Origin of the sequence: Pseudomonas flavescens (assembly GCF_013408425.1) — a bacterium.
Taxonomy (GTDB): domain Bacteria; phylum Pseudomonadota; class Gammaproteobacteria; order Pseudomonadales; family Pseudomonadaceae; genus Aquipseudomonas; species Aquipseudomonas fulva_A.
In genome coordinates this window covers 1,222,601-1,243,752 of sequence record NZ_JACBYV010000001.1, presented here as the reverse complement: position 1 = coordinate 1,243,752, position 21,152 = coordinate 1,222,601, and the positions used below count along the sequence as shown (strand labels likewise).

Sequence of the window (21,152 nt, the reverse complement as noted above, 5' to 3'; positions counted from 1 at the left end):
CGGCGCCGCTCCAGTATGGACTACGGGTTGCCGTGCAGCCGTGCCAGCAACGCCCGCGTCTTGTCGATAGCAGCCCTGGCCCGCTGCTCGGCACTGACACCCTGCTCCAGCAAATGCCGGGTAGGAATTTCCAGACTCAAGGGAACAGTGGCCGGTAGACAGCGCAACAGCCCTGCCAAGTCACAATCACCTTCACCGGGAAAGCGTCGCTCATGGCGTGCCTGGCGCAGAATTTCCGCCATGTCATCGGGCCGCGGGCCGGCTACATCGCACAGTTGGGCATAACGCAGGCGCGATGGTTCCACTCGCTGCAGATCATCCAGGCGCGAGGCCGAACGGTCGAAATGAAAGGCGTCTACCAGCACGCAGCCATTGGCACGCCCGGCGTGCTGCATGATGCGCACTGCCTGCTGCAGATTGGCGACGTCCGTCCAGGGCATGAACTCCAGATGGGGGTGCAGGCCGTAGGGCGCTGCACGGTCGCACAGCTCGGCGAAGTTGTCGGTCAACCGTGCTTCGTCTGGGTCGTTGCCCGCCACCAGAACCTCGCTCGCGCCGAACTCGCCACCAGCTTCGAGCACCGCCTCGAAATCGCTGCAACGAGTTTGCGGCTTCAAGCGCAGAATCTCGATATCCAGCACCCGCATATCGGTATCACGCAGGCGCTTGAGGGTCTGCCTGCGCAGCTCGAGGTCGGCGATCAGCGGGAAGTGATGTTCCTCCTCGGTCGCCGGGATCAAGCGCAGCCCGACATGGCTGTATCCGGTGCGCGCGGCCACCTCGACCATCTTCGGCGGAGACAGCTCCAGGACGGTTAGGCTGGCCAGGGAAAGGATGCGTTCGTTGCTGTTCATGGACGTTCTCTCGGCGGCGCACCGCATGATCTGAAAAGCGCTCAGAAGCGTTCGGGCGTGCAAGCACTGGCATCGCAAGCGGCCCGGCAGATGGCTTCGTAAAGCGCCAGGGTGCGACCGGCATCGGCAGCGCTCACCAACGGTGGCTCCTCACGGCGGGCAACGGCAATGAAATGCGCCAGTTGTCGACGTAGCGCCTCGTCGACGTCGAAAAGCTGATTCCGAACCTCCAACGGTTCGTGCCAGCCCGCGCCGGGAGTGGCATATGACCAATGCTTGAGCTGCGGGATGCTCAGTGCTCCAGCAGTCCCTGCGAGCAGATAGCACGGCTGATCAGGCTGCCGCGGGTAAACCGGATTTTCGCCTGCGGTGAGCTCCCAGCTCCACGGCGCAGCCACTGCATCGGAGCCGGTCAGGCTACCCAGCGCGCCATTGGCGAAGCGCAGGATCACCGCCGCGCTGTCTTCATTGGCGAAACCACGCACCGCGCTGCTGGTAATGGCCTGCACCTGCTCCACCTCACCACAGAGATGGCGCAACAGATCGAGGTCGTGGATCAGGTTGGTCAGCAGCATTCCCGCACCGGGCTCGCGGCGCCAGGCGACCTCGTAGTAACTGTCCGGTTTCTGCAACTGCCACAGTGCCGTCACCGTGGTCAGGCGCCCCAGCGCACCGTCCTGCAACAACTGGCGGGCTTTACCGATCAACGGATTGTGGCGGCGATGATGGCCGACCAGAACCGGTACGCCGCTACGCTCGACGGCCGCCACCAACTCACGCACCTCGTCCAGATGGACGCCGACCGGTTTTTCCAGCAGCACTGGCAAACCGGCGTCAATGCAGCGCAAGGCGGTCGGCACATGGGCCGCGTTGGGATTGGCGACGATCACCGCCTGGGCCAGACGCCTGTCGAACAGGGTTTGCAGGTCGCTGAAACAAGGTACCTCGAATTCCTCCGCCAACTGCGCCGCCTCGGGCCCAGGGTCGACGATCGCGCAGAGAACCGCCTCGGGCAGTTGGCGCAGATGATGGAGATGTTGCCGGCCCATGATGCCGGCGCCGATCAGAGCAATGCGCAATGGCGGTTTCAATACGCGAGTCCTTTTCTGATTATTTTGGGCAAGCCTGACGCCCACCGAAATAATTTAGAACTCGGTTCCACAATTAATCAATCACGGTCTCATTCACCGGGCGTTAATCGAACGCTATCGCTGAATGCTCAAACGAACAGGCCTGACGCCTGGCTGGCGGCGGAAAGCTCCGCAGCGGATTCGATCAGGCAAGGGGCCAGTTCCTCCATACGCTCGGCCGGCATGCGCGCGCTCGGTCCGGCAATGCTCAGCACACCGATGACACCGCCGTGGCGAGGATGGGTGATCACCGCGGCCAAGGCACAGGTGCCGACCGAGGATGTCTCTACCACAGCGGCATAACCCCTGGCCCTGGCCTGGCGAAGGTAGGCGCGCAACTGCTGATCATCGTGGGGGGCATTGGGCCCGAACTCATCGTTCTCGGCTATCTGCTGGCTTGCCACCAGCGCCAGCGCCTCCTGGTCGCTCAAGCTCGCCAGCCAGGCGTGGCCGGAGGCCGTATAGCGCAGCGGTGCATCACGCCCCATGTCCGGGTCATAGCGCAGACCGGAGCGAGCGCCCTGGGATTTGGCGATCCAGGTCTGCCGTTCGCCCTCGATCACGCCCAGGCGCACCAGCTCGCCACTTTCCCGAGCCAGGCGGTCGAGAACCGGCTGCACGATGTCCGCGCCGTTGCTGGCCAGGTAGCGGAAACCCACGGCAACCAGCTTGGTCGACAACCGATAGCGGCTGCTGTGCGCGTCCTGGCGCACGTAGCCCAGACGGACCAGTTCGCTGAGCATGCGGTGAGTGGCGCTCTTGGGAATCTGCAACTGCTCGGCCAGCGTCTGCATCGGCACGTCACCGGCGCCCGCCAGGCTCTCCAGCAGGTTCAACGCCCTTTCTATCTGGCTACCGGCCATGGTCCTGCCCCTCGATAACTGTTGCGCGATTCTAAAAGACAATCTCGTGCATGCGGAACCACCGCAAATTCGCCACGGGGGCTGGTAATGCCCTCATACAGGTTCAGGGGTTGGCCGAGCCGCGCAACACGGGCCATAATCGAAGCGCTGAATTTGTACTAACTGGTTCGTTCTTGTTCGGTTACCGAACGAGAACACGTCTGACGAATTGAATTACTCGGGATCACCGCACAGTATTCGATCCATGTTCATCGAGGTTCCGCACTTCAAGCCTGCGAACTTCGGAAAAAGCTCTGCAGCTGAACCTATAAATATAAAAAGGTCGCCATCCATGCCACAGCTCTACATTGCCTTTGCCCGCGCAAAGCAGATGACCCTCCGGGCCATCCGCGCCCTCGCCACTTCCGCCAACGAAGACTGGTCATCGCTCTCTCCCGCCGCTATCTGCCTGCTCGCGCCCGCCATGCCTTCACGGGCAGACGCCGTGCGGCACCGTCATGACGACGCGCGTACCTGATCGAGGTACGTCCCCAACGTGGGCAGCATGGACTGCTTCTGGAGTGACCTATGACTACATCGAAAAAAATACCGGTGGGTGAGCGCACATTCTGCGTGCTGCTGGTGATTTTCAGTATCGCCGTGCTCTATCAGGCCTACCTGATTTCCGGCTTCTCCTCGATCAGCTCGCCAGGCGCATTTCCCCTTGGCGCCAGCACGGTACTGCTGATCGCCGCCTTGCGCGTGCTCTACGAAATGCGCGGCAAACCCACCCACGGAGAAGGCTGGGTAGCGTCGGCGAAACGTTTCAGTCACGCGCATTTCCCCCGCCACATCGTCGTTTTCACCCTGCTTTGCGTGGCTTATCTGGCAGTGATCCAGTGGGCAAGCTTCTACGTCAGCACCTTCGTGTTCCTGATGCTCTCCATCGTCTACCTGCGGCGCGGCAAGGTGCTCTCGGCACTGCTCGCCAGCGGCATCTCGGTGCTGGCCATCTATCTTCTGTTCACCCTGGCGTTCAGCGTCTACCTGCCCTGAGACGAGACTTCCATGAGCGATACCTTTTCTTACCTGCTGATGGCCTGGATGGATCCCAACCTCCTGATGCTCACGGCGCTCGGCACCTTCGCCGGCATCTACATCGGCGCCATTCCCGGTCTTTCGGTGACCATGGCGGTATCCATCCTGGTGTCCTTCACCTTCTCCTGGGATGTGAACGACGCCCTGGCGCTGATCGTCGGCATCTTCATCGGTGGCGTTTACGGCGGCGCACGCAGCGCGATCCTGCTGAACATTCCCGGTGGGCCATCCTCCGTGGCCACCTCGTTCGACGGCTACCCGCTGGCGAAGCTGGGCGAGGCGGGCCGGGCGATTGGCCTGAGCACGGTGATGTCGGTAATCGGTGGGCTGGTCGGCACCGTGGTCCTGGCCTGCGCCGCGCCGATTCTGGGTGACCTGGCGCTGAAATTCGCCCCACGCGATTACTTCCTGATCGCCGCCATCGGCCTGATGCTGGTCGGCAGCCTGGCCGACGGCAGCCTCGCCAAGGGCATCTTCGCGGTCGCGCTGGGTGCGGTCATCGGCATGGTCGGCATGGACCCGGTCACCGCCGAAGGACGCTTCACCATGGGCCAGATGGAGTTGATGGGCGGCATCCACTACGTGGTGGTGATGATCGGCCTGTTCGGCGTGGCGGAGGCCCTCTTCCAGCTTCACAACCTCAGCACCCAGGCGGTGAAACAGAAGGTCGACAAGATCATCCCGTCGCTGGCGATGGTGATCAAGTTCCTGCCGCTGTCGCTGCGCACCTCGGTGATCGGCGTACTGGTTGGCGTGCTGCCGGGGGTCGGCGGCGAGATCGCTGCCCTGCTCGCCTACGACCATGCCAAGCGTACGGTCAAGAACCCGACCCGACCCTTCGGCGAGGGCGCCTACGAGGGCCTGGTGGCACCGGAAACCGCCAACAGCGCCGCGGTGGGTAGCGCCTACGTGCCGATGCTGACACTGGGCATGCCAGGCGACGCGGTCACTGCGGTGATCATCGGCGCGCTGGTCATCCACGGTCTCAACCCCGGCCCGATGCTGATGGTGGAGAACCCGCACATCTTCTGGTTCACCGTCGGCAACCTGGCACTGGCCAACATCTTCCTGCTGATCTTCGGTCTGATGGGCATCAAGTTGTTCGCCAAGGTCGTGGAACTGCCCAAGGCCGTGCTGATCCCCCTGATCCTCGTGCTTTGCACCGTCGGTTCCTACTCGCTGAACAGCAGCATGACCGAGGTGTACTGGATGCTTGGCTTCGGCCTGCTCGGCTATTTCCTCAAGGCCTTCGGTTTCCAGATGGGGCCGATCATTCTCGGCGTCATTCTCGGCCCGCTGATGGACAGCTCCTACCGCCAGGCCATGGCGTCGGTCGGCGACAACCCCGTCGAGCTGCTGGGCGAAATGGTCAGCAGTCCGCTGTCGCTGATTCTTTCCAGCGCCCTGGTGCTGGTACTACTGAGCAACACCCCACTGTTCGGCTGGCTCAAGCGCAAGCGCAAGGCCGCATCGGTTCAACCTTGATACACCGCGTCACGCATGCCCGGAAACGGATATATAAAAACAACCAATGGAGAGTCTCCCACATGCTCAAGCAACTACTTACCGGCGTCGCATTTTCCCTTAGTGCCCTGACGCTCGCCCTGCCCGCCCACGCCGATTATCCGGAACGCAGCATTCAGGCGGTGATTCCCTGGGGTGCCGGCGGCGCCACCGACAACGTGATGCGCAGCCTGGCGCCCTATGTCGAGAAGGAACTGGGCACCAAGCTGATCCTCAACAACCGTCCCGGTGGCACAGCGGTGATCGGCAGCAGCTACGTGCTGCAGCAGAAACCCACCGGCTACACCCTGCTGCTGGGCGCCGAAAACCCGCAGCTGTACCCGGTACTGGGCCTGGCCAAGTTCGACTACAGCGACTTCTACCCAGTCAACATCATTGGCCAGAACGTCGTGGTGATCGCCACCAACGCCGACAGCCCGTTCAACTCCATGGCCGACCTGCTGGCTGCGGCCAAGGAAAAACCGGACACCCTGCGCATGGGTTCCACCGGCGCCGGCGGCCTGCCAAGCACCGTACATGCCATGGTCAACGCCGTTGGTGAATTGAAGGTCCGTGAAGTGACCTTCGGTGGCGACGGCCCCGGCATCACCGCGCTGATGGGCAAGCACATCGACTTCATGCCACTGAGCCTGGCCGCCGCCCAGGAACTGGTGCGCTCCGGCAAACTCAAGGCGCTGGCCGTACTGGCTGCCGAAGAGGTGCCCGAACTGCCCGGCGTTGAACCGATCACCAAAGCCCTGCCGGACATTGGCGAGTACCTGCCGTGGGGCCCGTTCTGGGGCGCCTTCGTGCACAAGGACACGCCGGACGACATCAAGCAGAAACTGGTCGAAGCCTATGCCAAGGCCGTTGCCAATGAAGAGTTCCAGGGCTTCCTGAAGAACTACGGTGCGCAGAGCCTGAACCTCAACGGCGCCGAGGCCGAGCAGTTCCTCAAGCGCTGGCAGTCGGTTACCGCCTGGTCGATGTACAAGGCCAAGGCCATCGAAATCTCGCCTGACAGCGTCGGTATTGCGCAACCTTGATGGATTGGCTGGGCAGGCAACCTGCCCAGCCTTGCAGCACCGGAGCGCCTGCACAGGCGATCTCCAAACAATCGATGACAGAAAACAATTCCGCCCAGGCGGCAGGACAAGTGCGTCCTGATAACAGGAAAAACAGTCATGACTCTGATCGCAACCGCTGTGCGCAGCCCCTTGTTGCTGGCCCCCTCGCTGCTGGCGCTGGGTGTTTCCCTGGCCCTGCCAATGAGCGCCCACGCCGAAGGCTTCGTTGAAGATGCCAAGGTCAGCCTCGGCCTGCGCAACTACTACTTCAACCGCAACTACCTCAACGGCACCGACCCGGTAATCCGCGGCGAGCGTCAGGGTCAGGCCGAAGGCTGGACCCAGAGCTTCATTCTCGATGCCCGCTCCGGCTACACCGCCGGCACCATCGGCGTAGGTCTCGACGTACTGGGCCTGTACAGCATCAAGCTGGACGGTAATCGTGGTGCCGCCAACACCCAGCTGATGCCGATCCATGGTGACGGCCAGGCCGCTGACGACTTCGGCCGCACCGCCGTGGCTGCCAAGGCCCGCCTGTCGAAGACCGAGCTGAAGGTCGGTGAATGGTTCGCCGTGCTGCCGATCCTGCGTGCGGACGACGGTCGCTCCCTGCCGCAAACCTTCCAGGGTGCGCAGCTGACCTCCAGCGAAATCGATGGCCTGACCCTGTACGGCGGTCAGTTCTGGAAGAACAGCCAGCGTAACGACGCCAGCCGCGAAGACCTCACCTACAACAACATCAAAGGCGATGATTTCAACTTCGGTGGTGGTGAATTCAAGTTCAACGGCAACAACACCATGGTCGGTGTCTGGCACGCGCGTCTGGAAGACATCTACCAACAGAGCTACCTGCAACTGACCCATAGCCAGCCGGTAGGTGACTGGGTTCTCGGTGCCAACCTCGGCTACATCGACGGCAAGGACGAAGGTGCGGCCAAAGCCGGCCGCCTGGACAACAAGGTCTATCAGGGCAGTTTCTCCGCGAAGACCGGCAGCAACACCTTTACCGTGGCATACCAGAAGCTCAACGGTTCCACCAAGTTCATGCGCGTCGACGGCACCAGCGGCGGCACCCTGGTCAACGACGGTTTCACCAACAGCTATGACGCCCCGAACGAGCGCTCCTGGCAGGTACGCCATGACTTCAACTTCGCGGGTGTTGGCATCCCGGGCCTGACCCTGATGAACCGCTATGTCAGCGGTGACAGCATCCACACCGCCGACGGCCGCAAGGATGGCGAAGAGTGGGGCCGCGAATCCGAGCTGGCCTACACCATTCAGGACGGCACCCTGAAGAACCTCAGCGTGCGCTGGCGTAACTCCGACGTACGCCGTGACGTCGGCCAGGATCTCCACGAGAACCGCCTGATCTTCAACTATCCGCTGTCGATCCTGTAACGCTTACACCACTCATCCAGTGTCACCCTTCAGCCCGTCTTCGTGACGGGCTTTTTTTGGGGCTGCCGCGGCTGCTGGTGCATGGAGATCGAAGTGACGGACACACGAAAACGCCGCTGCGGCATGTGCCGAGCGTCGAGAAAACAGGCGGAGATACGACCCGAGCGGGCCTTGGAATGGAGGCGACCCTACCAGCCACACCCCGGCACACAATGTTCCCGCTGTGGCTGCTTCCTTCCGGATCTGACCAGGTTCACGGGTAATCGTTGCGGGGGGACCGGCAGGGCCACCATAACGCTGCTCACCTTGCAGTGAGCCGGCGCCATTGTACCGGCTTGCGCCGAACTTACAACTGCTTCAAGCACTTAGCGTGCACCTGAGCCATCAGACTCGAAAGCGTCCCACCAGCCGGGCGAGGTCGTTGGACAGCTCCGACAGGCGCTGGCTGGCCGCGGTGCTCTGTTGCGAGGTGTGCGCCGCCTCGTTGGAAAGCTCGCGAATATCGCTGATGTTGCGGGCGATTTCTTCGGTAACGCTGCTCTGCTCCTCGCAGGCCGTGGCGATCTGTGCGGCCATGTCGTTGATGCGCTGCAGCGAATCGCCGGTATCGCTCAGAGCCTGATCGACACCGGTAGCCTGTTCAACGCTTTCGCGCGCCTTGACGCTGCCTGCGTGGGTGGCTTTGACGGCATTCTGCACACCGCCCTGCAAACGCTGAATCATGTCCTGAATGTCCTTGGTGGACTCCTGGGTACGAGCGGCCAGGGCCAGAACATCGTCAGCAACCACCGCGAAGCCGCGACCCTGCTCGCCGGCACGCGCCGCTTCGATGGCGGCATTGAGGGCCAGCAGGTTGGTCTGTTCGGCGATGCCACGGATCACCGCCAACACCTCACCGATCTTGCCTGCGTCCTGCTCGAGCGACTGGATGCTGTCCGAGGCACTTTCCACCTCGAGCGCCAGTTGCCGAATCGACTGGATGGTCGCCCCGACCACCCGCGCGCCGTCACGGGACTGGGTTTCTGCATTGCGTACGGCGTCAGCGGCCCCCTGAGCACTGCGCGCCACCTCATGGACCGCTGCGCTCATCTCGGTAGCCGCCGTGCTGACCTGATCCACCGCCGCATGCTCGCTGTTGATCAGCCGGTCATTGGCACTCGCCATTCCAGCCAGGCTCTGCGCGGAGCTCGCGACTTCACCGGTAACACGGCCCACCTCGCTGATCAGCGGCTGCAGTTTGTCGAGAAAGCGGTTGAACGCCTGACTCAGGCGCCCCAGTTCATCACGTGAGGTCACCTCCAGGCGCACCCGAAGATCACCATCGCCATCGGCCAGTTGCTCGATACGGGTAAGCAGCCGATGCAGCGGTCGGGTCACCAGCGCAGGAAATCCGAGGATCAGCAACAGGCAGACCAGCAGGCCACAAACCACCACCGCACCCTGCTGCCAGGCCAGGCGCTCACCATGGGCAATGGCGGCAACGCCCAGCCCGTTGGCGGCCTTATCCTCCAGCTCACCGAGCTTGTCGATCACATCACGCATGGCATCGAACTGCGCCTCGCCGTCACCGAAACTGAGGCGCGACGCGGCAGCGGGATCGGTAGCAGCCAGTTGCACGACTTGCGCGGCGGTGCGCTCCCAGCTGGAGAAGGCGCGCTCGAAGTCCGAGACCAATCGCAGCGCCTCGTCGCCTGGCTGCATCTGCGCATAGGCCTTGACCCGGTCGGCGGCCTGCTTGACGTTGTCCACCTGTGACTTGCGAAGGTCAGCGACATGCTCCACGGAGACCTCGCCCAGCAGACTGCGTTCGGCGACCAGCGCCTGGTAGAGGTCACGATCGGCGTTGAGCAGTAGGCTGACACCCGGCAGGTAGCGGTGCGTCAGGCGATTGCTGGAGTCGACCACCTGAGCAATGCCCCACATGCCCAGTGCGCCCATCAGCAACAGCAACAGAGCCAGAAAGACGATCGGCAGAGCGATCTTCGAACGAAACCCGAGATCAGCGAGCAAGCGCGGCATGGCAACCCCCGAACACCTGTGAATGGTTCTGGCACCTCGTTTCCAGCAGCATAGCCGCAATCCGTCATCATGCGCAGGCACACAGCCATCATCGTCCTCGCTCTTCGGGAAAGGCCGGATAAATGGAAAAACTGCGGCCGATGCCCGTAATTGAGCACTGCCACGGGAATTTACCGAGAGCAGGTGGGTCACAATGAGGCCTGATCGGCCAGGCCCACGGGCTGGTCGATTACCTATGTTTCACGGGCATCAATCGATGCCACACCTTTTCATCCCCAAGGAGCAACCACATGGCCATTACCAAAGACCAATTGATCGGTGACATCGCAGAAGCCATCGACACGCCGAAGACCACCGTCCGTGCGGCGCTCGACCAACTCAGCGAGATCGTCAGCGACGCCTTGGAAAATGGTGGTGAAATCACCCTGCCAGGTATCGGCAAACTGAAGGTCAGCGAGCGCCCGGCCCGCACCGGTCGCAACCCGCAGACTGGCAAAGCCATCGAAATCGCAGCCAAGAAAGTAGTGAAATTCGTACCGGCCAAGGCCCTGACCGACGCGGTCAACTGATCCATCGGCGGGGCGTCGCCAGGCGCCCCGCTGCATCCCCGCTGCACGCCCCTCTCGATAAGACTGAACCCAAGCCGACCTGTCGCCTCAAACGACGACATCCGTCAGATGCAGGTTCGCCATGCCCGCCGACCGCGAACTCACCTTCCGCGCACTGTTTTCAGGTGTGCTGCTCGGCGCCTTGCTGACGCCATCGAATATCTATTCCGGCCTGAAGATCGGCTGGTCGTTCAACATGTCGATCATCGCCCTGCTGGTCAGTTACGGGATCTGGCAGAGCCTGGTGCGCTGGCGCCTGGGCACCGCCTGGAGCATGCGCGAAAGCAACATCAACCAGACCACGGCATCGGCTGCCGCCTCGATCATCTCCGGTGGCTTGGTCGCTCCGATACCGGCCTATACCCTGCTGACCGGCCAGCAACTGCCGACCCTGCCGTTGGTGGCCTGGGTGTTCTCGGTGAGCTTTCTGGGTATCTGGGTGGCCTGGTACCTGCGCCGCAGCATGGTCGAGGACACGCGGTTGCGCTTTCCCGAGGCGGTCGCCACGCTGGAAACCATGCAGCAGGTCTACAACCACGGCCGTGACGCACTGCAGCGTCTCTACATGCTGGGCGCGGCAGCCCTGCTCGGCGGCCTGATCAAGTGGGCCGATACCCTCCTGGCACTGCCGCGCTGGTCGCCCTCGGCGAGTCTCGAGCGGCTCACCTTCAGTCTCGACCCCTCTCCTCTGCTGATCGGTTTTGGCGGGATCATCGGTATTCGCGTCGGCCTTTCCCTGCTACTCGGGGCACTGATCGCCTGGGGAGGGCTGGCACCCTGGCTGCTCGGCAGCGGCCTGGTGCCGATTGCAGCAGACGCCAGCGGCCCGCAATTCGGCTCGTTGGTGGAGTGGCTGCTGTGGCCCGGCGTGACATTGCTGGTGTGCACCACGCTCACTTCCCTGGCGGTGCGTTACCGGGTCAGCCGCCGCCTGGCCAAGGCGACGCCCGATCGCAACAGGCACGCACCGGCAACGCTGCCTTTGGCCATGCTCGGGCTGGCATCGCTACTGGTGGTCATCCTGCAGGTGCTGCTGTTCGATATCGACCCGCTGATGGCGCTGCTCAGCGTCCCGCTGGCGGTCGCGCTCGCCTGCATGGCGGCGCGGGTGGTAGGCGCCACGGGTATTCCACCGATTGGCGCCACGGGCCAGTTGTCCCAGCTGACCTTCGGCCTCATCGCTCCCGGGCAGGTTGGGGTCAACCTGATGGCCGCCAACACCGCGGGAGGGGCTGCCGGGCAATGCACCGATCTGCTCAATGACTTCCGGGTCGGCCATGCCATCGGTGCCAAGCCCTACAACCAGTTGGTCGCCCAGTGCCTGGGCATCTTCGTCGGCAGCATCGTCGGCGTGCTGGTCTATCAGATTCTGATTCCCGATCCGCAGACCATGCTGATTACCGAGCAATGGCCCGCCCCGGCCGTGGCCACCTGGAAAGCGGTGGCCGAAGTGCTGGGCTATGGCCTGGATTCGATCGACAGTAGCGTCCGCTGGGCCATGCTGGTCGGCGCACTCAGCGGCGTGCTGTTCGGCATCCTGGAAGCCAGCCTGCCCGTGCAATCGACCTTCGCCCGCCTGCTGCCGAGCTCGGCGGCATTCGGTCTGGCGTTCATCATCCCCGCCTCCATCTCGCTGATGATGGCGCTGGGCGCCCTGCTCGCCTGGGTAATCCAGTCCCGCTGGCGGAGCTTGGGCGAGCGCTTCACCATCGCCGCAGCGGCAGGCTTGGTGGCCGGGGAAAGCGTCGTCGGTGTTGGCACATCGTTCTGGATGATGTTCGCGGGCGGCTGAGGCTCGATACCGGGCGAGCCGGCTCGCAAACAAGCCATACACCGTAGGAGCCCGCTGCGGGCCAGAACGATTGCGGTCATCACGCAGAACCGAGGCATGCCCGCCATTCGCCGGCAAGCCGGCTCCTACACGGTCGCGGTGCCATGCAGCGCGTTTGCAGGAGCTCCGCCCCCGGGGCGAATGGTGGATACATCTCGGTATCGAGATTGCCCGAGTCATTCACCGCGGGGGTCGTGGCATGAAGCCCTTACTCGGTGCCGATGCCGTAATCCGCCAACCTGGCGATGAAGGTCTGCTCATCGAGCACGGCAACGTTCAGCTCGTTAGCCTTGGCCAGCTTCGAGCCGGCGCCGGGGCCGGCGACCACGCAGGTGGTCTTCGCCGATACCGAGCCGGCGACCTTGGCGCCCAGGGCTTCGAGCTTGTCCTTGGCGATATCGCGGCTCATCACTTCCAGGCTGCCGGTGAGCACCCAGGTCTGACCGGCCAGCGGCAGGCCTTCGACCACCTTTTTCTCGCATTCCCAGTGCATGCCAAAATCACGCAGTTGCGCTTCGATGGCCCGTGCCCGCTCGACATTTTCAGCGTTGGAGAAGAACTCCCGCACCGATTGCTTGGCCTTTTCGTTGAGCCCTTTCATGGCACTCAGGTCGAGCCAGTCGGCAGCGATCACGCCGTCGAGGCTCTTGAAGCGCTCCGCCAGGTTCTTCGCGCCGGTCACCGCAACGAAGGGGATGTTCAGCTTGTCGAGCAGCCCGCCCAGTGTCGTACTGGCCGCGAACTCGGCGGACAGCTCGCCCTGATCCTGCAGTTCCAGGCCACGCTCGAGAAGGTGCTCGATGACGGTCTGGTTGTGCGCGTCCTCGAAGAAGCTGTGAATCTCGTGGGCGACCTCCAGACCGACATCAGGCAGGTAGGTCAGCACCTCGGGTAGCGCCTGGGTAACCCGCTCCAGGGAGCCCAGGGAACGCGCCAGCACCTTGGCCGTCTCCTCGCCGACATCGGGAATGCCCAGCGCATAGATGAAGCGTGCCAGGGCGGGTCGCTTACTGTCGGCAATGGCATCGAGCAGCTTGCGGCTGGAGACCTCCGCGAAGCCTTCGAGGCCGACGATCTGTTCGAACTGCAGGGTGTAGAGATCGGCGGGCGAGCCTACCAGGCCTTCGTCCACCAGTTGCTCAACGCTTTTCTCGCCCAGGCCTTCGATGTCCATGGCGCGACGCGAAACGAAATGAATGATCGCCTGCTTGAGCTGAGCCGCGCAGGCCAGGCGCCCGACGCAGCGATACACCGCGCCCTCGCTGACCGTTTCGCGGCCCTTGCTGCGCTTGATCAACTGGGTACGCTCCACCGCCGAGCCACACACGGGGCATTGCTCAGGCACGGCGACCGGGCGGGCGTCCTCGGGACGACGATCAGTGACGACCTGCATGACCTGCGGGATCACGTCCCCCGCGCGGCGGATGATCACGGTGTCGCCGATCATCACGCCGAGGCGCGCTACCTCATCCATGTTGTGCAGCGTCGCGTTGGACACCGTCACCCCGGCCACCTTGACCGGCTTGAGACGGGCGACGGGCGTCACGGCACCGGTGCGGCCAACCTGGAATTCCACGTCGAGCAACTCGGTCAGCTCTTCCATGGCGGGAAACTTGTGGGCGATGGCCCAGTGCGGCGTGCGTGCGCGAAAGCCCAGTTGCTGCTGGTCCTCGATGTTGTTGACCTTGAACACCACGCCGTCGATGTCATAGGCCAGGCCCATGCGCCGCTCGCCGATATCGCGGTAATAGGCCAGGCAGTCTTCGACACCTTTGGCCAGTTTCAACTCGGGGCTGATGGGAATGCCCCAGCTCTTCAGACGTTGCAGCATGCCGACCTGGGTGGTAGCCGGTTCGGCGCTGTGCTGGCCGAGCCCATAGCAGCAGAACTCCAGCGGACGGCTGGCGGTGATCTTCGAGTCCAGCTGACGCAGGCTGCCAGCCGCCGCGTTGCGAGGGTTGGCGAAGGTCTTGCCACCGATCTCGGCCTGGCTGGCATTGAGCCGCTCGAAACCGGCGCGGGACATGAACACTTCCCCCCGCACTTCCAACACATCCGGCCAGCCGCTGCCCTGCAACTTGAGCGGAACATTGCGGATGGTGCGCACGTTGACGCTGATGTCTTCACCGGTGGTGCCGTCCCCCCGGGTAGCACCACGCACCAGCTTGCCATCGCGATACAGCAGGCTCACCGCCAGGCCGTCGAGCTTGGGCTCGCAGCTGTATTCGACGTCCACACCACCACCGAACAGATCGCCGCCCTGCAAACCGAGACCGCTCTGCACACTGCGGTCGAACGCGCGCAGGTCATCTTCTTCGAAGGCGTTGCCAAGGCTGAGCATCGGCACCTCATGACGCACTTCACCGAAGGCGCTGAGCGCCTCGCCACCCACCCGCTGGGTTGGCGAATCGGGTGTCACCAGCTCCGGGTGCTCGGTTTCGAGCGCTTGCAGCTCGCGGAACAGTCGATCGTACTCGGCATCCGGCACGCTCGGCTCGTCGAGCACGTAATAGCGGTAGTTGTGCACATCCAGTTCGGTGCGCAGTTCGAGGATGCGTTGGGCGGAGTCTTTCATGGGGTAGTTCTCGACAAGGTACGACGGCAACACAGAAATGAAAAACCCCAAGCCAAGCGCGCGGCTTGTAGCTTGGGGCTCGCAGCTTGCAGTGGCTGCTTAGCGCTTCTGGGTCAACAGTCGGCGTTCATATTCGACGATACGCTGACGGTAGTGTTCGATGGTTTGTGCAGTGAGTACGCTGCGCTGATCGTCTTTCAGCTCACCGTTGAGCTCGTGAGCCAGCTTGCGCGCCGCGGCGACCATCACGTCGAAGGCCTGCTTGGGATGGCGCGGGCCTGGCAGGCCAAGGAAGAAGCTCACCGCTCGGGTGCTGAAACCTTCGATGTCGTCCAGATCGAACGTACCGGGTTTCAGTGCGTTGGCCATGGAGAACAGCACCTCGCCGTTGCCAGCCATGCTTTCGTGACGGTGGAAGATATCCATTTCGCCGAAACGCAGGCCACTTTCCAGAATGTTCTGCAGCAATGCTGGCCCTTTGAAGCCCTGCTCGTCGCGGGCGATGACATTGATCACCAGCACTTCGTCTACCGGCGCCTGATCCTTGTTGACGGACTTGGCGGACAGGCTGTCGCGGCCCGTGTCTTCGTCTTCGACTGGAGTCAGCAGCATGGGCACCGGCTCGTCGGCGACCAGGTCCAGGTCACCCTGACGCGGCTCGCCGCGACGACGGCTGTTGACGTCCCGCGCGCTCAGCGACGGCAGATCGTCCTCGTCCAGCGATGGCTCGTGATTGCGCTCGATCACCCGTGGCGGGCTGAGCACGTCGGGATCCCCTTCGTCATCCGGCAGGTTCGACACGCTGCGATCCAGCCGGAACTTGAGCTTGCCCTTGCCACCGCGCATCCGCCGCCACCCGTCGAAGAGGATGCCGGCGATGACGATGATGCCGATGATGATCAGCCACTCGCGTAGACCGAATTCCATGAAATGTCCTGACCCCTAAAGCAAAAATTGATTAAAAAAGGCGTCCTGGCCCGTATCGATGACCTTGAAACGTGGCGCCAACTCCATGTTCTGAATGGCGTTTTCCCACGTGCAACAAAAGTGGGCGTTAAGCTAGCACGACGAAAGGCAACTTTACACCGGCAAAACGCTGTAAAACCGCCACTCCAGCCAGTTTTTACGCAACAGAATCTGTGTAACCGCGCATCAGCTGTCAACCATCGCCAATGCCTCCTCGACATCCACCGCCACCAATCGCGAACAACCGGGCTCGTGCATGGTCACCCCCATCAGTTGATCGGCCATTTCCATGGCGATCTTGTTGTGGGTGATGTAGATGAACTGCACGGTCGCCGACATCTCCTTGACCAGCCGCGCGTACCGTCCGACGTTGGCATCGTCGAGCGGCGCGTCCACCTCGTCGAGCATGCAGAACGGGGCCGGATTGAGCTGAAAGATCGAAAATACCAGCGCCAGCGCCGTCAGTGCCTTCTCGCCGCCGGACAGCAAATGGATGGTGCTGTTCTTCTTGCCCGGCGGACGCGCCATGATGGTCACCCCGGTATCGAGTAGATCTTCGCCGGTGAGTTCCAAATATGCGCTGCCGCCGCCGAAAACTTTCGGGAACAACGCCTGCAACCCGGCGTTGATCTGGTCGAAGGTTTCCTTGAAACGGTTGCGGGTTTCCCGGTCGATCTTGCGGATGACATTTTCCAGGGTATCCAGCGCTTCGACCAGGTCGGCGTCCTGGGCGTCCAGATAGCGCTTGCGCTCGGATTGCTGCTGGTACTCCTCGATGGCCGCCAGGTTGATCGCGCCAAGACGCTGGATGCGTGCCGCCATCTGCTCCAGCGTCTGCTCCCAGGCGTTCTCGCTGGCGCCCTCGGGCAGCGTGGCGAGCACCCCATGCAGATCGTAGCCGTCTTCCTGCAACTGATCCTGCAGGGCCTTGCGGCGCACGTTCAGCGACTGCCACTCCAGACGCTGCTGCTCCAGTTGGCCACGCAGCAACTGCGCTTGCTGCTCGGCCTGGGTGCGGCGCTTCTCGGCATCACGCAGTTCGCGGTCGGCATCCTCCAGAGCCAGGCGCGCCAAGCGCAACTCCTCTTCGACCCCCATGCGTCGCTCGAGCAACTCTTCGAGCTTCAGGCGCAGCTCTTCCAGCGGAGCGGCACCCTCTTCCAGATTCAGATCCAGCTGCTCGCGTTTTTCATGCAGGCGCTCGGACTGCAGCTCGAGGCGCTCCAGCGCCTGGCGCGTGGAATCGTGCTGGGCGCGCAGCGAGCCCAGGCGTACCGCCAACTGGTGGGCATGGTCCTTGTGCTGGCGGGCGTCCTGACGCACCCGATCGAGCCGCTCGCGCAAGGCGTCGCGACTGGCCAGCAGGCTTTCCCGCTGCTCGTTGTCGAGGGCCATGCTATCCAGCGCATCCTGCAAATACAGGCGCGATTCGCCGAGCTGTTCGGTTTCCAGCGCACGCTGCTCGCCCAACTCCTGCTGCTCGGCCTCGATACGCTGACGACGTAGCAGCAACTGCTCGGCCTTGGCCTGGCCAGCGGACAGACGTGCCTTCAGCTCGCCGAGGCGCCGCGCCTGATCCTGCAACTGACGACGCTGCTGCTCGCGCAATTCTTCTTCATGGCGCTGACGCTCACGCAAGCCCTGCAGGCGCTCGTCGAGCAGCGCCAATGCGGCTTCGCGCTCTTCGCGCTCCAGGCCCAGGCTTTCCAGCTCCTGACCGCGGGCGAGCACGCCGCTCTGCGCCTCGCTGGCACGCCGTACGCGCAGAAAATGCCGACCGACCCAGTAACCGTCGCGGCTAACCAGGCTTTCACCAGAGGCCAGCCCGGCGCGCTCGGCCAAGGCCTGCTCGAGACTCTCGACCGGGCGCACACGCCCCAGCCAGGGAGCCAGGTCGACCGGTGATTCGATCTTGTCGAGCAGGCTGCCGGCGATGCGCTGGCCATCGCTTCCGGTCGACACCAGGCGCAGCTCGCCCTGTTCGAGGGAGGAAAAGTCCAGGCCGCTGAAATCATCTTGCAGCACGGCCTGCAGGTCGGCGCCGAGTACGGTTTCCACCGCCAATTCCCAGCCGGTCTCCACACGCAGCCCTTCGGCCAGACGCGGGCGCTTGTCCAGGCCGTGCTCGCGCAACCATTCTGCCGCGCCAGTGCCGGGATCGAGCGCAGCCTTTTGCAGGGCCTCCAGAGAAGCCAGACGGCCACTCAGGCGCTGCAGTTCACCCTGCGCCTGCTGCTGAGCCTGGCCGGCCTGCTGAAGGTCCTCGCGCAGTTGTTGCAGCCGCTCTGCCTGCTCGGCTTCCTGCTCCTGCAGCTGCTCCAGATCCAGCTCACCAACGGCGATCTGCTCGCCCAGTTCGATGATCGCGGCATCCTCGGGATCAGCTGCCAACTGCTGCAGCTCGTCGACCAGGCGGCGCTGGCGCTCGCTGAGGCGCTCCAGGCTGTGCTCCAGCTGCTGAATGCGCGACTGCTGCACTTCCGCCTGGCGGCGCGGCTCGGCGCTGCGCTGATTGAAGCCGTCCCACTGCTCCTGCCAACCGTGCATGCCGGTTTCGGCCTCTTCCAGAGCTGCAGCCGACTCCTCGGCTGCAGCGGCGGTGAGTTCCTGCTCCGGCTCGAGCATGGCCAGCTCTTCGCCCAGGGTCGCCAGCAAGGTGCGGTCATGGCCCAGGTGCGATTCGGTTTCCAGGCGCGCGCGCTCGGCTTCGCGCAGATCGTCCTGCAACTGGCGCAGGCGCTGCTGGCCGTGCTGAATGCTCTGCTCGACGCGGGCGATGTCACCGCCCACCGAATAGAAGCGCCCTTGCACCAGGTTGAAACGTTCGGACAGCTCATGGTGACCGTCGCGTAGGCGCTCGATGCTGGCATCGGCGTTGCGCTGTTCAGCAACCAGCGCCTCGAAACCGATTTCCTGGTTGCCGATCACCGCTTCGCGCTGGCCAACCTGCTCGTTCAGCGCCTGCCAGCGCAATGCGGTCAGCTGTGCCTTGAGCTGGCGCTCCTCGGCCTTGTATTCCTGATACTTCTCGGCGGCCTGGGCCTGGCGGTGCAGGCGCTCGAGTTGCCGTTCCAGTTCCTCGCGCAGGTCAGCGAGACGCGCGAGGTTTTCCTGGGTGCGGCGGATGCGGCTTTCGGTTTCCCGCCGGCGCTCCTTGTACTTGGAGATACCTGCCGCTTCTTCGATGAAATTGCGCAGTTCCTCCGGCTTGGCCTCGATCAGCTTGCTGATCATGCCCTGCTCGATGATCGAGTAGCTGCGCGGGCCCAGGCCGGTCCCGAGGAAAATATCGGTGATATCACGACGACGGCATTTCACGCCGTTGAGGAAATAGGTGTTCTGGCTGTCGCGCGTTACCCGACGGCGGATGGAGATTTCCGCGAAGGCCGCGTACTCGCCGGTCAGGGTGTTGTCGGAATTGTCGAAGATCAGCTCGATGCTGGCCTGAGTCACCGGCTTGCGGGTATTGGAGCCGTTGAAGATGACGTCGGTCATCGACTCGCCGCGCAGGTTCTTCGCCGAGCTCTCGCCCATCACCCAGCGCACGGCATCGATGATGTTGGATTTGCCGCAGCCATTGGGCCCGACCACCGCCGCCATGTTGCTCGGAAAGTTCACCGTGGTGGGGTCGACGAAGGACTTGAAGCCCGCCAGCTTGATGGACTTCAGGCGCATGCAGGGAAGCTCGCCGACACGGCAACGAATCGAGTGGATGGGTTAATGGCGCACAGCGTCATATATGTCCTTGAAGGCGCAATGCTTTGTAGGCGACAGGACCTGGCCGATCACCAGAAAGGCCGGGGAGTTTAGCACAGCAGCGTGTTTTGACTGTGCCCCGATCTGAAGATCGATGGAACGCCGTTCGATCGGCCGCATCAAAACGCCAGGCCGGCGAATCCTCCTCGCCATTGCCGCTTGCGGATCAGCACTCCCCCTACATTGTTCGAGGTTCATCAACATGCCGACACGCGCATGGGCAGCCCATCTGGATCGCCTGAATTTTTTCCTGGCCGATGTCCGCGATGGTCTGGGACCTTACCTGGCGATCTACCTGCTGTCGGTGCATCAGTGGCAGGCAGGCGATATCGGTCTGGTCATGGCGCTCGGCGGGCTCGCCGGCCTGCTCTCGCAGGTACCGGCTGGCGCGCTGGTCGACCGGGTGGGCGACAAACGCCTGCTGATCGTCGTCGCAGCCGTACTGGTCACTGCGGCATGCCTGGCCATGCTGTGGCGTGCCGACTTTGCCTGGGTCACCATCAGCCAGGTAGCGGCGGGCATGGCGTCCTCGGTATTCGCGCCCGCGCTGGCAGGCATCACCCTGGGTATCGTGGGGCCCAAGGCCTTCACCCGGCGCATCGCCCGCAACGAATCCTTCAACCATGCGGGCAATGCCTGCGCGGCTCTGTTGGCCGGCGCTTGCGCCTACCTGTGGGGCCCCGTGGCGGTGTTCTATCTGATGACCGGCATGGCGCTGCTGAGCATGATCTCGGCCCTTGGCATCCCCGCGCGGGCCATTGATGCCGACCAGGCCCGGGGACGGGAAACCGGTGGAGCGCTGACCCCATTGCGCCACCTGCTGACCCAGCCACCGCTGGTTCTTCTGGCGTTGTGCTGCGCCCTGTTTCACCTGGCGAACGCCGCCATGCTGCCACTGGTCGGTCAGAAGCTGGCGCTGGCCAATCCCGAACTGGCGACCACGCTGATCTCGGCCTGTATCGTCGCGGCCCAATTGGTGATGATCCCCGCGGCGATGCTGGTCGGTGCCCGCGCCGACAGCTGGGGTCGCAAGCCGCTGCTGATGTTCGGCTTTCTCATCCTGCCGATACGCGGGGTGCTGTACACCCTCAGCGATGACCCGGTCTGGCTGGTCTCGGTGCAACTGCTCGATGGCATTGGTGCCGGGCTGTTCGGTGCCCTGATCCCACTGATGGTGCGCGATCTGACCCAGGGCAGCGGTCACTTCAACATCAGCTTGGCTGCAGTGACGCTGGTGTTCGGCATCGGTGCGGCGCTTAGCAATGGCCTGGCTGGCTACGTGGCCGAAGCTGGCGGCTACGACAGTGCCTTTCTGGTGCTCTCGGCGGTCGCCGGCTGCGCGGCTCTGCTGCTGATGTTCCTGCCGGAAACCCTGGGCACCGCCAAGCCGGTGTCGCAACCGATCGATCTGCCCGCGCGCACGGCGTCCTGATCCGACCTGCCCCTGGGACGACTTTCTTGTCGGCAGGGGCGTTGTCCAGCAAAATCCCCGTTCCATCCCGGCG

General features: G+C 63.4%; 15 protein-coding genes and 1 other RNA gene. 8 read left to right on the top strand and 8 right to left on the bottom strand.

Features of this window, described 5'->3' with window-relative positions; genetic code table 11:
• Positions 1 to 20: 20 nt before the first annotated feature.
• From FHR27_RS05400 to FHR27_RS05390, 3 genes are all read right to left on the bottom strand, one after another.
• Entirely contained in the window at positions 21 to 854 is an 834-nt protein-coding gene (locus tag FHR27_RS05400; protein WP_042553226.1) for a sugar phosphate isomerase/epimerase family protein, read from the bottom strand.
• Positions 855 to 895: 41 nt separating this feature from the next.
• Positions 896 to 1,945, bottom strand: a complete 1,050-nt coding sequence (locus tag FHR27_RS05395) for a Gfo/Idh/MocA family protein (RefSeq protein ID WP_179538015.1) — start codon at positions 1,943 to 1,945, stop codon at positions 896 to 898.
• Between the two features lie 128 nt (positions 1,946 to 2,073).
• Positions 2,074 to 2,847 (bottom strand): IclR family transcriptional regulator, encoded by a 774-nt coding sequence (locus FHR27_RS05390; RefSeq protein ID WP_179538014.1) that lies wholly within the window; start codon positions 2,845 to 2,847, stop codon positions 2,074 to 2,076.
• A 331-nt stretch (positions 2,848 to 3,178) separates the two neighbouring features.
• Between FHR27_RS05390 and FHR27_RS05385 the strand changes: the two genes are divergently transcribed.
• The 5 genes from FHR27_RS05385 to FHR27_RS05365 all read left to right on the top strand — a co-directional run bounded on the left by FHR27_RS05385 (position 3,179) and on the right by FHR27_RS05365 (position 7,892).
• Complete coding sequence (locus tag FHR27_RS05385) at positions 3,179 to 3,364, top strand: hypothetical protein (protein WP_156152682.1); 186 nt, start codon at positions 3,179 to 3,181, stop codon at positions 3,362 to 3,364.
• 50 nt (positions 3,365 to 3,414) lie between these two features.
• Entirely contained in the window at positions 3,415 to 3,882 is a 468-nt protein-coding gene (locus FHR27_RS05380; RefSeq protein ID WP_042553223.1) for a tripartite tricarboxylate transporter TctB family protein, read from the top strand.
• A gap of 12 nt (positions 3,883 to 3,894) precedes the next feature.
• The gene (locus FHR27_RS05375; RefSeq protein WP_042553222.1) at positions 3,895 to 5,409 is read left to right on the top strand and encodes a tripartite tricarboxylate transporter permease; all 1,515 of its coding nucleotides are present in this window, start codon (positions 3,895 to 3,897) and stop codon (positions 5,407 to 5,409) included.
• Positions 5,410 to 5,471: 62 nt separating this feature from the next.
• On the top strand, positions 5,472 to 6,473 hold the full coding sequence (locus FHR27_RS05370; RefSeq protein WP_042553221.1) for a tripartite tricarboxylate transporter substrate binding protein: 1,002 nt from the start codon (positions 5,472 to 5,474) through the stop codon (positions 6,471 to 6,473).
• A gap of 138 nt (positions 6,474 to 6,611) precedes the next feature.
• Positions 6,612 to 7,892 carry an OprD family porin gene (locus FHR27_RS05365; RefSeq protein WP_042553220.1) on the top strand — a complete coding sequence of 427 codons (1,281 nt, stop codon included), beginning with the start codon at positions 6,612 to 6,614 and terminating at the stop codon, positions 7,890 to 7,892.
• A 186-nt stretch (positions 7,893 to 8,078) separates the two neighbouring features.
• On the opposite strand, the gene ffs is transcribed toward FHR27_RS05365, so the two are convergent.
• Together ffs and FHR27_RS05355 are read right to left on the bottom strand one after the other, a co-directional pair.
• An RNA gene (ffs, locus tag FHR27_RS05360) (signal recognition particle sRNA small type) lies at positions 8,079 to 8,175 on the bottom strand.
• Between the two features lie 101 nt (positions 8,176 to 8,276).
• Entirely contained in the window at positions 8,277 to 9,911 is a 1,635-nt protein-coding gene (locus tag FHR27_RS05355; protein WP_179538013.1) for a methyl-accepting chemotaxis protein, read from the bottom strand.
• Positions 9,912 to 10,201: 290 nt separating this feature from the next.
• Between FHR27_RS05355 and FHR27_RS05350 the strand changes: the two genes are divergently transcribed.
• The gene (locus FHR27_RS05350) at positions 10,202 to 10,480 is read left to right on the top strand and encodes an HU family DNA-binding protein (RefSeq protein WP_013791713.1); all 279 of its coding nucleotides are present in this window, start codon (positions 10,202 to 10,204) and stop codon (positions 10,478 to 10,480) included.
• 121 nt (positions 10,481 to 10,601) lie between these two features.
• On the top strand, positions 10,602 to 12,311 hold the full coding sequence (locus FHR27_RS05345; RefSeq protein ID WP_179538012.1) for an OPT family oligopeptide transporter: 1,710 nt from the start codon (positions 10,602 to 10,604) through the stop codon (positions 12,309 to 12,311).
• A gap of 247 nt (positions 12,312 to 12,558) precedes the next feature.
• Here FHR27_RS05345 and ligA read toward each other — a convergent pair whose 3' ends face one another.
• From ligA to smc, 3 genes are all read right to left on the bottom strand, one after another.
• Entirely contained in the window at positions 12,559 to 14,925 is a 2,367-nt protein-coding gene (gene ligA / locus FHR27_RS05340; RefSeq protein ID WP_042553217.1) for an NAD-dependent DNA ligase LigA, read from the bottom strand.
• A 99-nt stretch (positions 14,926 to 15,024) separates the two neighbouring features.
• On the bottom strand, positions 15,025 to 15,852 hold the full coding sequence (gene zipA, locus FHR27_RS05335) for a cell division protein ZipA (protein ID WP_042553216.1): 828 nt from the start codon (positions 15,850 to 15,852) through the stop codon (positions 15,025 to 15,027).
• Between the two features lie 225 nt (positions 15,853 to 16,077).
• Positions 16,078 to 19,566, bottom strand: a complete 3,489-nt coding sequence (gene smc, locus FHR27_RS05330) for a chromosome segregation protein SMC (RefSeq protein ID WP_179538011.1) — start codon at positions 19,564 to 19,566, stop codon at positions 16,078 to 16,080.
• 283 nt (positions 19,567 to 19,849) lie between these two features.
• Between smc and FHR27_RS05325 the strand changes: the two genes are divergently transcribed.
• On the top strand, positions 19,850 to 21,079 hold the full coding sequence (locus FHR27_RS05325; protein WP_042553213.1) for an MFS transporter: 1,230 nt from the start codon (positions 19,850 to 19,852) through the stop codon (positions 21,077 to 21,079).
• Positions 21,080 to 21,152 lie beyond the last annotated feature (73 nt).

Excerpts from the sequence above, each read along its gene's own strand:
- FHR27_RS05385 (WP_156152682.1), top strand. The coding sequence starts at position 3,179 with ATGCCACAGCTCTACATTGCCTTTGCCCGCGCAAAGCAGATGACCCTC.
- FHR27_RS05345 (WP_179538012.1), top strand. The coding sequence starts at position 10,602 with ATGCCCGCCGACCGCGAACTCACCTTCCGCGCACTGTTTTCAGGTGTG.
- FHR27_RS05365 (WP_042553220.1), top strand. The coding sequence starts at position 6,612 with ATGACTCTGATCGCAACCGCTGTGCGCAGCCCCTTGTTGCTGGCCCCC.
- FHR27_RS05355 (WP_179538013.1), bottom strand. The coding sequence starts at position 9,911 with ATGCCGCGCTTGCTCGCTGATCTCGGGTTTCGTTCGAAGATCGCTCTG.
- FHR27_RS05375 (WP_042553222.1), top strand. The coding sequence starts at position 3,895 with ATGAGCGATACCTTTTCTTACCTGCTGATGGCCTGGATGGATCCCAAC.
- FHR27_RS05325 (WP_042553213.1), top strand. The coding sequence starts at position 19,850 with ATGCCGACACGCGCATGGGCAGCCCATCTGGATCGCCTGAATTTTTTC.
- smc (WP_179538011.1), bottom strand. The coding sequence starts at position 19,566 with ATGCGCCTGAAGTCCATCAAGCTGGCGGGCTTCAAGTCCTTCGTCGAC.
- FHR27_RS05350 (WP_013791713.1), top strand. The coding sequence starts at position 10,202 with ATGGCCATTACCAAAGACCAATTGATCGGTGACATCGCAGAAGCCATC.
- FHR27_RS05390 (WP_179538014.1), bottom strand. The coding sequence starts at position 2,847 with ATGGCCGGTAGCCAGATAGAAAGGGCGTTGAACCTGCTGGAGAGCCTG.
- FHR27_RS05380 (WP_042553223.1), top strand. The coding sequence starts at position 3,415 with ATGACTACATCGAAAAAAATACCGGTGGGTGAGCGCACATTCTGCGTG.
- zipA (WP_042553216.1), bottom strand. The coding sequence starts at position 15,852 with ATGGAATTCGGTCTACGCGAGTGGCTGATCATCATCGGCATCATCGTC.
- FHR27_RS05370 (WP_042553221.1), top strand. The coding sequence starts at position 5,472 with ATGCTCAAGCAACTACTTACCGGCGTCGCATTTTCCCTTAGTGCCCTG.
- FHR27_RS05400 (WP_042553226.1), bottom strand. The coding sequence starts at position 854 with ATGAACAGCAACGAACGCATCCTTTCCCTGGCCAGCCTAACCGTCCTG.
- ligA (WP_042553217.1), bottom strand. The coding sequence starts at position 14,925 with ATGAAAGACTCCGCCCAACGCATCCTCGAACTGCGCACCGAACTGGAT.